The sequence below is a fragment of the Corynebacterium sp. LK2537 genome (assembly GCF_040946485.1).
Classification (GTDB): Bacteria; Actinomycetota; Actinomycetes; order Mycobacteriales; family Mycobacteriaceae; genus Corynebacterium.
The window spans coordinates 15,534-27,416 of sequence record NZ_JAYWLQ010000008.1 but is presented as its reverse complement, the minus strand read 5'-3'; the positions used below and the strand labels follow the sequence as shown (position 1 = coordinate 27,416).

11 protein-coding genes, 1 tRNA gene and 1 pseudogene are annotated in these 11,883 nt (G+C 67.0%); 10 read left to right on the top strand and 3 right to left on the bottom strand.

Annotation, left to right across the window (positions count from 1 at the left end):
- Positions 1 to 64 precede the first annotated feature (64 nt).
- The 7 genes from VVS03_RS10135 (at position 65) to galK (ending at position 6,287) form a co-directional block, all read left to right on the top strand.
- Positions 65 to 141, top strand: a tRNA-Met gene (locus tag VVS03_RS10135).
- 311 nt (positions 142 to 452) lie between these two features.
- Complete coding sequence (locus VVS03_RS10130) at positions 453 to 647, top strand: hypothetical protein (protein WP_368534486.1); 195 nt, start codon at positions 453 to 455, stop codon at positions 645 to 647.
- 182 nt (positions 648 to 829) lie between these two features.
- Positions 830 to 1,816, top strand: coding sequence for an aldose 1-epimerase family protein (locus VVS03_RS10125; protein WP_368521497.1), 987 nt, complete (start codon positions 830 to 832; stop codon positions 1,814 to 1,816).
- 28 nt (positions 1,817 to 1,844) lie between these two features.
- The gene (locus tag VVS03_RS10120) at positions 1,845 to 3,497 is read left to right on the top strand and encodes a sodium:solute symporter family protein (RefSeq protein ID WP_368520244.1); all 1,653 of its coding nucleotides are present in this window, start codon (positions 1,845 to 1,847) and stop codon (positions 3,495 to 3,497) included.
- Between the two features lie 23 nt (positions 3,498 to 3,520).
- Positions 3,521 to 3,832: a hypothetical protein gene (locus VVS03_RS10115; protein ID WP_368520210.1), complete on the top strand. Its 312-nt coding sequence runs from the start codon at positions 3,521 to 3,523 to the stop codon at positions 3,830 to 3,832.
- 72 nt (positions 3,833 to 3,904) lie between these two features.
- The gene (gene galT / locus VVS03_RS10110) at positions 3,905 to 5,038 is read left to right on the top strand and encodes a galactose-1-phosphate uridylyltransferase (protein ID WP_368520211.1); all 1,134 of its coding nucleotides are present in this window, start codon (positions 3,905 to 3,907) and stop codon (positions 5,036 to 5,038) included.
- Positions 5,031 to 6,287: a galactokinase gene (gene galK / locus VVS03_RS10105; RefSeq protein WP_409338186.1), complete on the top strand. Its 1,257-nt coding sequence runs from the start codon at positions 5,031 to 5,033 to the stop codon at positions 6,285 to 6,287. Before galT ends, galK begins: the two co-directional genes overlap by 8 nt.
- An 18-nt stretch (positions 6,288 to 6,305) precedes the next feature.
- On the opposite strand, the pseudogene VVS03_RS10100 reads toward galK, so the two are convergent.
- Positions 6,306 to 7,332 (bottom strand): annotated as a pseudogene (locus VVS03_RS10100) (amidohydrolase).
- A gap of 111 nt (positions 7,333 to 7,443) precedes the next feature.
- Between VVS03_RS10100 and VVS03_RS10095 the strand changes: the two are divergent.
- The 3 genes from VVS03_RS10095 (at position 7,444) to VVS03_RS10085 (ending at position 10,103) form a co-directional block, all read left to right on the top strand.
- Entirely contained in the window at positions 7,444 to 7,926 is a 483-nt protein-coding gene (locus tag VVS03_RS10095; protein ID WP_368521498.1) for a hypothetical protein, read from the top strand.
- A complete protein-coding gene (locus tag VVS03_RS10090) occupies positions 7,927 to 8,811 on the top strand; it encodes a hypothetical protein (protein ID WP_368520213.1) in 885 nt (294 codons plus the stop codon).
- A 155-nt stretch (positions 8,812 to 8,966) separates the two neighbouring features.
- Positions 8,967 to 10,103, top strand: a complete 1,137-nt coding sequence (locus VVS03_RS10085) for a S1 family peptidase (RefSeq protein WP_368521499.1) — start codon at positions 8,967 to 8,969, stop codon at positions 10,101 to 10,103.
- Positions 10,104 to 10,217: 114 nt separating this feature from the next.
- On the opposite strand, the gene hisN is transcribed toward VVS03_RS10085, so the two are convergent.
- Positions 10,218 to 11,000, bottom strand: a complete 783-nt coding sequence (hisN, locus tag VVS03_RS10080; protein ID WP_368520215.1) for a histidinol-phosphatase — start codon at positions 10,998 to 11,000, stop codon at positions 10,218 to 10,220.
- A complete protein-coding gene (locus tag VVS03_RS10075) occupies positions 10,993 to 11,820 on the bottom strand; it encodes an inositol monophosphatase (protein ID WP_368520216.1) in 828 nt (275 codons plus the stop codon). Before VVS03_RS10075 ends, hisN begins: the two co-directional genes overlap by 8 nt.
- Positions 11,821 to 11,883: the final 63 nt, after the last annotated feature.

Sequence of the window (11,883 nt, the reverse complement as noted above, 5' to 3'; positions counted from 1 at the left end):
CCGACACAGAGGGGACACAATAAAAACCCACTGTGGCAAGCGCAGATGTTAGAAGTCATCTCGACGCGGGGTGGAGCAGCTCGGTAGCTCGCTGGGCTCATAACCCAGAGGTCGTAGGTTCGAATCCTGCCCCCGCTACCAACTTCTTAGTCCCTCCAGCTCCGGCTGGGGGGACTTAATTGATCTCAAGGAGCACCGCGGGAAAGCAGATTTGTTCTGTTTTAGACAAAATAATCCGCAGTTGTGTAGAGCCCATTGAGCAACCAAGAAATCTCCCAGGCTTGACGCAACCGAAATACGTGGTATGAATACCTTTTATCCCACTGACGGACGGATAGAAGCTCCAGATTGGTTCAGGTCATCGATCCCCAATTTTGACGACATTGCCGGTCGATGAATGCTGGATTTCTGCATCTGTAGAGTAAGGATTGAAAGCTCTATGTGGATACGTTGTGGACGAGAAGGTCCAAGCCTCCCACGCCGGCTTCAACGCCGTCGTGGACCAGCTGTGCCCGGGCGTATCCGAGCTGGAGTTCTCCCTGCTGAACGCGGCTATCCTGCGCGCAGCCGAGCAGGCAGATGACCCCGGCGTCCAGGAGGAGGCGCTAGCCGCCCTGCAAGCGATGGCGACCGCGCTGGTGCGCTAAACCCGGGGCGGGCAGGGTAGTCCGCTGGGGGTAGGGAAACCCCAAATCACATTGCAATCGTTTGCGTGGATATTCCGCCCAGTTATAGCGTAAGTAGGTGGCGCGTATAAAAAATTCGCGCAGCACGTGCACATAGGCGCGTGCTCCCTGAAGGCTAGGCCTTAAAGGCCAAGGTGAGGTACATGTCGGACTCGGCTACTGGCAATCACCCGGTATACGCGCTCGTCGCCGGTGACTACCGCGCGGAGATCGCCGGAGTAGGCGGCGGCATCAAGGCGCTGACCTACTGCGGCCGCGACCTGGTGGAAACCTACCCGGACGGCGCAGACGCGCCCGCCGCGTGCGGGGTGGTGCTAGCACCCTGGCCGAACCGCACCGAAGATGGCCGGTTTGGCTGGGCGGGCCAGCAGTACCAGCTGCCCATTACCGAGCCGGAGCGCAACAACGCCATCCACGGCTTCGTGCACGATCGCCTCTGGGAATGCGAGTCGGTCGCGGACGGGGACTCGGGCGCGGCGTTGCGGCTGCGCACGGACATCGGTCCGCAGCCCGGCTGGCCGTGGCAGATTCGGCTGACCGCGACCTACCGGCTGGGCACGGACGGCCTTGACGCCGAATACCGGGCGGAGACCGACGGTTGCCCCGCGCCCTTCGCCCTGGGGGCGCACACCTACCTTTCGGCCGGCGGTGACGCTATTGATGACTGCCGCCTCCAGCTGGCCGTCGAAGACAACCTCCCGCTGGGTAGCCGCAATTTGCCCTGCGGGCAGTTGCGTCCGGCAGACGAGGTGCTCCCCGGCATCGCTAGCGGCGTGCCGCTGGCCGCCGCGGGCGCGCCAGGGGAGTGCCGGGATGAGTCCGGAAAGGTGTGGCTCGACCACTGCTTCCGCGGCGCGCACCCGGTAGCGCGCCTGACCCGCCCCGACGGCCACGGCGTGCAGTTGGACCCTGGGCCGGGCGATCGCTCCGGCATGCGCTGGGCCCAGGTCTATACGGCGCCGGACTTCCCGGATTACCGATCGGAGGGCGGCCCCAGCGGGCCGCCGCGCCGGGCCCTGGCGGTAGAACCCATGAGCGCGCCGCCGAACGCGCTGGCCAGCGGGTGCGATATCACCACGCTGCGACCGGGTGCCCCGGCGAGCTTCGCCCTGCGTATCAGCGCTTTTTAACAAATAGAAAGGCAACACTATGGATAGTGTGCAGCAAGCACTACGGCTCGACGCCTCGTGGGTCGACTACCTCTTGGTGGCCGTCTACTTCGCGTTCGTGCTGGGCATCGGCTGGGCCGCCAAGGCCCGCGTGTCCTCCTCCATCGACTTCTTCCTCTCCGGGCGCGGCCTGCCCGCGTGGGTGACCGGCCTGGCGTTCGTCTCCGCGAACCTGGGCGCGGTGGAGATCATCGGCATGTCCGCCAACGGTGTGGAATACGGCTTCCAGACCATGCACTACTTCTGGATAGGCGCGGTCCCGGCGATGGTCTTCCTGGGCATCGTCATGATGCCGTTCTACTACGGCTCCAAGGTCCGCTCCGTGCCGGAGTTCATGCGCAAGCGCTTCGGCAGCGGCGCGCACCTGGTCAACGCCATCTCCTTTGCGCTCGCGCAGCTGCTCATCGCCGGCGTGAACCTCTTCCTGCTGGCCACCATCGTGGAGGCCCTGCTGGGCTGGCCGCAGTGGGTGGCCCTGGTGATCGCCGGCATCATCGTGCTGTCGTATATCTCCCTGGGCGGGCTGTCCGCCGCGATCTACAACGAGGTCCTCCAGTTCTTTGTCATCGTCGCCACCCTGGCGCCGCTGACGATTATCGGCCTGAACCGCGTGGGCGGCTGGGAAGGCCTCAAGGACGCCGTGGCGCAGGAATCCCACTTCCACACCTGGCCGGGCACGGACATCTCCGGCTTCGACTCGCCGTTCTGGTCCGTGGTCGGCATCGTGCTGGGCCTGGGCTTCGTGCTCTCGTTTGGCTACTGGACCACCAACTTCGTCGAGGTCCAGCGCGCCATGGCCTCGGATTCCATCTCCGCCGCCCGCAAGACGCCGATTATCGGCGCCTTCCCGAAGATGTTCATCCCCTTCCTGGTGGTCATCCCCGGCATGGTCGCCTCCGTGCTGGTCGCCGACCTGGTGGAGGGCACCGCCGAGCCGAACGACGCCATCCTGCTGCTCATGCGTGACCTGCTGCCCAACGGCCTGCTGGGCGTGGCCATCGCCGGCCTGCTGGCCTCCTTCATGGCGGGTATGGCCGCGAATATCTCCGCGTTCAACACCGTCATCTCCTACGACATCTGGCAGACCTACGTGGTCAAGGACCGCTCGGACGATTACTACCTGCGGTTCGGCCGCTGGGCGACCGTGGGCGCGACCGTCATCGCGATGTTCACCGCGCTGCTGGCCCGCAACTTCGGCAACATCATGGACTACCTGCAAACGCTCTTCGGCTTCTTCAACGCGCCGCTGTTTGCCACGTTCATCCTGGGCATGTTCTGGAAGCGGATGACCCCGCACGCCGGCTGGTCCGGCCTGACCGCCGGCACGCTGGCCGCCATCGGTTACTGGTACACCGCCAACTTCACCGACGCGACCTCCACGCTGTTCAACCTGCCGGGCCAGGGCACCGCCTTCGTCGCCGCCGGTATCGCCTTTGCCACCGATATCATTGTCTCCGTGGTGGTCACCCTGTTTACCACCCCGAAGCCGGACCACGAGCTGGTGGGCTTCGTCAGCTCCGTCACGCCCAAGGGCCACTTCGAGGACTACACGGAGGCCTCCCTGCCGTGGTACCAGCGCACCGTGCCGCTGGGGATTATCTGCCTGGTCCTCGTCATCGTCCTCAACGTCATCTTCGCCTAGAAAGGGAAGGGGAGTAACTCATCATGTCTTCTTCACCCGTGAGCCAGAAACCTGACTCCACCTCGCCGACCGGCGCCTTCGACCTGCGCAACGTGATCGCGGCACTGCTGGGAATCTACGGCGTGGTGCTCATCGGCTGCTACTTCTTCCTCGACCCGGGCATCGATCCGGAAACCGGGGCGCTCAAGGCGGCCACGGATAACCTGTGGACCGGGCTGGCCCTGCTGGGCACCGCCGTGGTCTTTGCCGCTTGGGCTAAGCTGCGGCCTATCGTGGTAAGCGACGCGTCCGCGGCGCAAGCCGCAGCGGACGCAGAACCTAACCCGAAGCACTAGATACTGATCCCCGGCGGGGAGAGCCTCCCGCCGGCGGCAGCATTTATTTAGGAAACGTCAGGAGAACGACGCATGTCGAAAGCACATGTTTCAGTCACGCAAGCCCAGCTCGCAGACGGCCGGGACATCTTCTATTTCGATGACCGCCCGCACGCCGAGGGCGAGCGCGTGTTGACCGACCCGCGCGACTTGCCGCAGGTGCAGCCGACCTCGGAGATGCGCCGGGACCCGCTGACCGGGGACTGGGTCGCCTTCGCCGCCCACCGCATGAGCCGTACGTTCATGCCGCCGGCCAACGAGAACCCGCTGGCGCCGTCGCGCCCGGGCGGCTTGCCCACGGAGGTCCCGTCGCCGACCTACGACGTCGTGGTCTTTGAAAACCGCTTCCCGTCTTTCTCCCTGACCGCGGAGGCCGGCCCGGATTTTGAGTACGACGTGGACTCGATGGGCCTGGTCCCGCGCCGGCCGGCCCACGCGCGCTGCGAGGTGGTCTGCTTTACCGAGGACGCGCACACCTCCTTCAAGGACCTGCCGGTTGGCCGCATCCGTACCGTCATCGAGGCCTGGGCCCACCGGACGGAGGCCCTGGCCGCCATCGAGGGCGTCCAGCAGGTCTTCCCGTTTGAAAACCGCGGGGAGGAAATCGGCGTGACGCTCCAGCACCCGCACGGGCAGATCTATTCCTACCCGTTCCTCTCGCCCCGGCTGAAGGCGATGGTCAACCGCGCGCGGGAGTACCGCCAGGAAACCGGCGGGGATCTCTTCGCCGACGTGCTAGAGCGCGAGCGCGCCGCCGGCACCCGGATTATCGCTGAGACCGAGCACTTCACCGCCTTCGTTCCGGCCGCGGCCAAGTGGCCGGTCGAGGCGATGGTCATGCCCAACACCCCGGCCCGGGACTTCCGGGATCTCAACGACGCCCAGCGCGACGACCTGGCCGCGTTGCTCAAGAAGCTGTATACCGCGGTGGATGAGTTCTTCGAGGGAGTCGAGCGGACCCCGTACATCGCCGGCTGGAACCTGGCGCCGGTGGACCCGGCCACCTGCGGCACGGTGCGGATGCACCTGCAGCTTTTTTCGCTCATGCGCTCGCCGAACCGCATGAAGTTCCTGGCGGGCTCCGAATCCGCGCAGGGCGTGTGGATCAATGACACCACGCCGGAAGCCATCGCCGCCCGCTTCCAGGAGGTCTGGCCGCGTGACTAAGCTCGACTGGCTGCCGCGCCGCAGCGACGCCGCGCTGGCCGATGCCGCCGAGGACCTCTTTGCTAAGGAGTTTTCCGCCCCGCCGGCCGGGGTGTGGGCCGCGCCGGGCCGGGTCAACCTCATCGGCGAGCACATCGACTACGCCGGCGGGGCCTCCATCCCGTTCGCGCTGGAGCACAACACCGCCGTGGCGGTGGCCCCGCGGACCGACGGGCAGCTGCGCCTGGTCTCCGTGCAGCCGGGCCAGGCCGAACCGACGCGGTGTGAAATCCCGCTGGCGCAGGTAGGCCCCGGCAACCCGGCCAGCTGGGCCGGCTACATCGCCGGCACCGTCTGGGCGGGGCTGGAATCCGGCGCGATTGCTGAGTGCGCGGGCCTGGACATCGCGGTCGTCTCCGACGTACCGGTGGGTTCGGGCCTGTCCAGCTCCGCGGCGCTGGAGTGCTCCGTGGCCGTGGCGGCTTATGAGCTGGCCGCTGGCCGCCAGCCCGACGACGCGGCGCGCAAGGAGCTGGCGCAGGCCTGCATCCGCGCCGAAAACGAGGTGGTGGGTGCTTCCACCGGCGGGCTGGATCAGAACGCGAGCCTGCTGTGCGCCCGCGGCAAGGCCCTGGTCCTGGATTTTGCCACCGGCGCGGTGGAGCGCGTGCCCTTCGACATCCAGGCGCGTGACCTAGTGCTGCTCATCGCGGACACGAACGCCCCGCACACCCTAAGCGACGGGCAGTACGCCTCTCGCCGCGGGCTGATCGACGACGTGCAGCACGCCCTCGCCCCCGGTGATAACGGAACGATTCGTGACATCCAGGCCGCCACGGGCGATGCCGTCGCCGCCGCCCGCTCCTGGGCCGCTGACAACGCGGCTGGGGATCAGGCCCTCGACCCGGATCTCGTGGCCCGCCGCGTGGCGCACGTGGTCGAGGAAACGCAGCGCACCCTGGAGGCCGCCCGCGCCCTGCAGGACGGCGACTTCGACACCTTCCGAGTGCTCATGCGCGATTCCCACGTGAGCCTGCGCGACAAATACGAGGTCACCACCCAGGAGCTCGACCAGGCCTTTAGCGCGGCCGGCGAGGTGGGCGCGCGCATGACCGGCGGCGGCTTCGGCGGCGCGGTCATCGCGCTCATCCCGCGCGACGAGGTGGACGCGACCGCCCACGCCATCGCTGCGGCGGCTGCCGATGCCGGCTTCCCGGAGCCGTCCTTCCTGCTCGCCGAGCCCGGCGCTGGCGCCCGTCGCCTGCGCTAGGCGCCAGGAAGCGCCGGGCTAGTCCCGCGCCTGGGCGAGCCAGATGCCGATGCCGGCGATGGCGTAACGGGTGCCGGTATCCAGGGTCGGCTGTAGCGCCGGGTTGAACGCCGGGGAGTGGTTGGCGGGGGCTGCCTCCGTGGCCGGGAAACCGCCCCAGCACCAGTAACAGTAGGGCACGGACAATGCGCTTGAGGGCCACGACGATCTGCTCGGTGGCTTCAGGCGACATCGCGCGCGTGTTGATACCCAGCTGGGCCGACTCGGCGATGGAATTCGACGAGGCGCCGGCGTGGACCGAGCCGACGGTCAGGATCCCCATCTGCTGCGGACCGAATTCCCGGGCGATGACCGTCTGCAGCCGCGTGATGATATTGGCGGCGAGTACTACCGCGTCGGTGCTCAGGTGCGGCTGGGAGCCGTGCCCGCCGCGGCCATAGACGGTGATTTTCCAGTTGGTGGCCTCCGCCATGAGCGCGCCTGGGCGCGTGGTCATCGCGTAGTCGGGAGCGAACGGCCCGACGTGCTGGGCCAGGGCCACGTCTGGCTGCGGGATCTTGTCTGCCAGCCCATCGTCGACCATCTTCTGCGCGCCGCCGCCGGCCTCCTCGCCCGGCTGGAACAAGGCGATGAGCGTGCCCGACCAGGCCTCGGGGTGGGCAGCATAGGCGCGGGTAGCCCCCAGCAGGCAGGCGGTGTGGAAGTCGTGCCCGCAGGCGTGCATGAGCCCGCGCTCCTTGGCGACCGCGTACTCGAGGCCGGAGTCCTCCGCGATGGGTAGGGCGTCCATGTCGGCCCGGAACAGCACCGTCGGGCCGTCGCCGTTGCGCAGGATGCCCACCCGGCCGGTGCCGGCGAGGCTTAAGACCTCGCAGCCGTAGGCGCGTAGCTCTTCCTTGACTCGCGCGGCCGTGTGCTCTTCCTGCATGGACAGCTCCGGGTGCTGGTGGAACCAGGTGTAGAGCTCCTCACGCTCGGCGCGCGTGGCGTCTAGGGCGGCGAAGAGGACCTGCAGGTTTTCCGGTACAGTTCCGCTAGTTGTCATGGCAAACAAGATAAAGGTTTATGCATCAATCGCGCCGCCCGCGTGCCGCCGGGGTACAAGTCCTCCGCGGGGAGGAGGACAGCGCGTGGGGCATCGGTTACTATGTGCGCTATGAACAGGCCGGAAGATAATGGGGAAGACAGCCAGGTGCCACCGCCGAGGGATCCTCGCCGCGCCGGGCAGGGACCGCAGTCGGTCCGGCAGGCGGTTACCCAGCCGGCGGTTACCCAGCCGGCGGTTGCCCAGTCGGAAAAGCCCAAGTCGCGCCGGGGCGTGGCCGGGTGGGTCGTGCTGGTAGGCGTCGGGCTGCTCATTGTGGCCGGCCCGCCGCTCCTCCACACTTTTGTGCCGGGATGGGGGATCCTGGTCTTCTTGTTGGCCGTGGCCCTGGGCGGCGGGCTAGTTGATGCCCGGGTTTTCCGGTTTACCTATTCCTTCCCCGTACTGGTCGGGGTGGCGTACTACCTCGCGATGAAGATGTATTTCAATTCCGGGACCTGGATCTACCTTCCGGTCATGGTCGTCCTGGCCTTTGCCGGCGGCGCCATCGGGGACAAGGAGGGCGCGACGACTGCCTGGGAGGGGGAGGAATAGGTGGAAACCTGGACGCTGGAGCACCCTACCCACGGGCGGATTACGGTCGAATGCGGCTTTGACGCGGAGTTTATCGAGCGCTACCCGGACTGGCCCGCCGAGCGGGACGAGGAGAACGGGGAGGTGGCGGCCGGCACGCCGCTGCCCGTGGACGCCGGGGCCATGGAGAGGCTGCAGACCTTCGCGGCGAACCCGCCGGTGCGCCTGCAGGTCACCGTGGGTGGGGAGGTCCGCCGGCGCCTGCGCGGGGTGCAAAGCGGCAAGATCCCGCTGAGCAAGAAACGGGGCTGGGACTCCGCGCCCGCGGGAAACCTGGCGGCCATGGACGGGAAACCGTGCGTGAAGATCACCGCCAATTTCTTTGACGAGCTCAAGGCGGTGGAGTTTCGCGAGGGCAAGCAGGTTGTCGAATTCACCCCGCCGCCGGGCAGCCGCGGGGAGAAGCGGGCAAAGGAGATGGAGGAAAGCTCCTTCAAGCGGGTGCTCTATCCCATGCTGAGCGGGCTGGGCAAGAGCGGTTGGGCCATCGCAGTCATCGTCTTAGGCCCGCTAGTCAGCCGGCTCATCGGCTGGCTCCTCGACCAGCTGCCGGACTGGGAGCTTCCCGACTGGCAGCTGCCGGCGATTGCCCTGCCGGTGCCGGACCTTCCGGACATCACCCTGCCGGTGCCCGCGTGGCCGGACTGGGATATCCCCTTCCCGGATCTGACCATCCCGGCCTGGCTGGAGTTCCTCCTAGAGTACACCAAGGTGTGGGTGCCGCTGGTCATCGCCGTGGTCCTAGGCGTCATGGCGGTGCGCAATCACCGCAAGTCGGAAGCGGAAAAGCGCCGCTGGGAGTCCGGCGAGGATGAAACACGGTCACCCTCCGTTAGGGGTGGCTAGGTAACGCGCCGGGAGGGGCAATCGGGGGAAAGTCGAGGTCGCAAATTGGAAACTATAACGGCTTGGAAACAGTGTGGGAAAGCTGATGTTTATAACTAATTTACGTGCCAAGATTAAGGGGCCCTAATGATCCACGATGTGAAAGAAGGCTGTTTATGCTTCGCATTCCGCACCTAAAGAAAGTCCTGGTGGGCTCGGCTTTCGCAGGTGCGTTTTTCTTTGCGGCCCCAGCCGCCGGAGCGCAGGAAGCGCCCCAGCCCGGCTTTGATGCCGCGGCGGCTGTGGACCAGGTCCGCTCGGATCTGGCCGACTGGGGAATTTCCACCCCGGAGGTAGACCCGCAGGTGACTGATGCCGTCACCGAGGCTGTTAACCACCACCTGCCGCAGGCCCCGCAGGCAGTGGACCAGGCAGCAGCTGCGGCGACCGCACCCCAAACGCACGACTACGCTGACGCGCCGGCCACCAACCCGAACCCGATTGGGCTCGAGGAGACCGTCCGGCAGGCAACGCAGCCCGAGTTCAAGCCCCAGAACGTTGACCCGAACTACCAGTGGCGCAACGATATGTTCTCCAAGGTGATGGCTGGCAAGCCCACCAAGGACTTCATCCTGCACCGCGTACCGGGTTCCTACTTCGACGCCCCGCAGGTGCCGGAGGAGTCCAACGCCGCCCTGACCGAGGGCAAGTCTCTCTACGGGCCGGGTACTCCCATCTACGTCAACGATGAGTCGATGTGCACCCTGACCGCCGCCGGCACGGACAACGCCGGCCGCAAGGTCGGCCTGACCGCCGGCCACTGCGGTGAGGTGGGGCAGTCCGTGGCTTCAGCCGACTCCTGGCAGGTCGGCCCGTCGGGCACCATCGTGGACAAGAACGCCGAGCTGGATTACTCCGTCGTGGAGTTCGGCGCTAACGCGGAAGTTTCCCGCTCCTACAACGGCGTGACCGCCAACCGCCTGGGCGGCAAGGTCAAGCCGGGCGACATCAGCTGCAAGCGCGGCCTGGCCACCGGGGATACCTGCGGTATGACCCTGACGACCATCCCACAGTACCAGTTCACCCAGGTCTGCGCCATGCAGGGCGACTCCGGCGCGCCGCTGTTCAACCGCGGCCGCCTGGTCGGCTCCGTCACCGGCGGCATCAACCCGCCGGGCTTCAACGGTGCTTGCCGCACCCCGCTGCAGGGCGCCGTGCACGTGCCGACCGCGGCGACCAACATGGATGCCATCCTGGCGGATCTGAACCGCCGCGGTGGCGTGGGCGCCGGCTTTAGCCTCCCGGAGGACTAAGGCCGCACCGCCATCCCGGTTAGCCGCTCACTACAACAAACGAGGTCCCCGCCTGATTTTCAGGCGGGGACCTCGTCGTATCTTTAGGCGTTAAGCCGGGCGGTGGGCTCGCGCTTAGGGCGCCAGGTAGCCCAGTGCCTTCTTGTGCAGGTGGCCGTTGGTGGCCAGCGCGGAGCCGTTATTCGGGCCGGCTGTGCCCTCGAAGCTGGTGAACTTGCCGCCGGCCTCGGTGACCAGCAGGCAGGGGGCGGCCAGGTCCCACAGGGAAACCTCCGGCTCGGCGGCAATATCCACCGCGCCCTCGGCCACGAGGCAGTAGTTCCAGAAGTCGCCGTAGCCGCGCAGGCGCCAGGTCACGTCGGTCAGCTCGAGGACGTTCTCGCGCAGGCCGCGGTCCCGCCAGCCGGACAGGGAAGAAATGCCCACGGAGGCATCGGCCAGATCGCCCACGCCGCTGACGTGGAGGCGCTTCGGCTCGCCGCCGAAAACGCGGAAGGCGCCGCCGCCCTTCGCGGCGTACCAACGGCGACGCAGGGCCGGCGCGGAGACGACGGAGACGACCGGCTCGCCGTCCTCCAGCAGCGCGATGAGCGTGGCCCAGACCGGCACGCCGCGCACGAAGTTCTTGGTCCCGTCGATGGGATCGATGACCCACTGGCGGCCGGAGAACTTGGCCTCGCCGCCGAATTCCTCGCCCAAGACGTCGTCGTTGGGGCGGGCCTGGGCCAGCTTCGAGCGAATGAGTTTTTCGCAGGCCAGGTCGGCGTCGGTGACCGGGGTCATGTCCGGCTTGGACTTGACCGCCAGATCCGAGCACTCGAAACGGTGCATGGTCACTGCGTCCGCGTGACCAGCGACCTCAAGGGCCAGCCCCAAGTCCTCTTTGTATTTACCCACGCAGCATCTGCTCCATTTCTTTCACTGCCTGTTTATTTCCAGCCAGGCACCATACCACGCCGCCGGCCGAAATCTCCTTCGTCGCGCCGCCGGCGGCCTCTACCAGGGCTTTGCCCGGCAGCCAGTCCCATTCGGCGACGGTGTGCTGCATCCACGCGCCCCAGGTGCCGTCCGCCACGCTGGACAGATCCACCGAGCCCGCGCCCAGCATGCGCACGGTGGCGAAGCCGGAGGCCACCTTCTGCCAGGCGGCGCGGATATCCGGGTCCTGGATGGAGGTCGGGTGCAGGTAGGTGGCCAGGGACAGCTGCTCGGCCGGGGCATCGGCCAGCGGGGTGACCTCCTTGCCGTCCAGGGAGGTGGGGTAGTCGCGCCCGCCGAACCAGGTGTAGCCCATGGCCGGGCGGTGGACCGCGCCCAGCACCGTGCCTTCGGCGTCGCGCAGGGCGAGCGCCGAGCACCAGTAGTCGGAGCCGGAGGAGAAGTTGTAGGTCCCGTCCACTGGGTCGATGACCCAGGTGCGGCCCGAGGTCGACTCCTGGGAGGTGCCTTCCTCGCCGACTAGGCCGTCCTCGCCGCGCAGCGCCTGCAGCACGGTGGCGACGAAGCGCTCGGCGGCGCGGTCGGCTTCCGTGACCACGTCGGACACGGAGGTCTTCTGTTCGATATTGACGCCCTGATCGCGCATGCGCCAGGCCAGGCGGCCGGCGTTGTAGACCAGTGCCTGGGCCAGGTGCGCGTCGGAATCATCCGCGTGCGCGACCATGAAGGTCTTGGCGATGGCGTCGATCATCTCGGGCAAGCTCGGGGTCTGAGTCATAGCCCCTATTGTCGCGCCTGTGGCAGGCGATCGCTAATTGAACACCCCTGCGCGGTAGACTGG

What these genes read in the sequence shown, in the direction of transcription:
- VVS03_RS10125 (WP_368521497.1), top strand. Translation starts at nt 830, where the DNA reads ATGTCGGACTCGGCTACTGGCAATCACCCGGTATACGCGCTCGTCGCC.
- VVS03_RS10115 (WP_368520210.1), top strand. Translation starts at nt 3,521, where the DNA reads ATGTCTTCTTCACCCGTGAGCCAGAAACCTGACTCCACCTCGCCGACC.
- galT (WP_368520211.1), top strand. Translation starts at nt 3,905, where the DNA reads ATGTCGAAAGCACATGTTTCAGTCACGCAAGCCCAGCTCGCAGACGGC.
- VVS03_RS10095 (WP_368521498.1), top strand. Translation starts at nt 7,444, where the DNA reads ATGAACAGGCCGGAAGATAATGGGGAAGACAGCCAGGTGCCACCGCCG.
- VVS03_RS10085 (WP_368521499.1), top strand. Translation starts at nt 8,967, where the DNA reads ATGCTTCGCATTCCGCACCTAAAGAAAGTCCTGGTGGGCTCGGCTTTC.
- VVS03_RS10075 (WP_368520216.1), bottom strand. Translation starts at nt 11,820, where the DNA reads ATGACTCAGACCCCGAGCTTGCCCGAGATGATCGACGCCATCGCCAAG.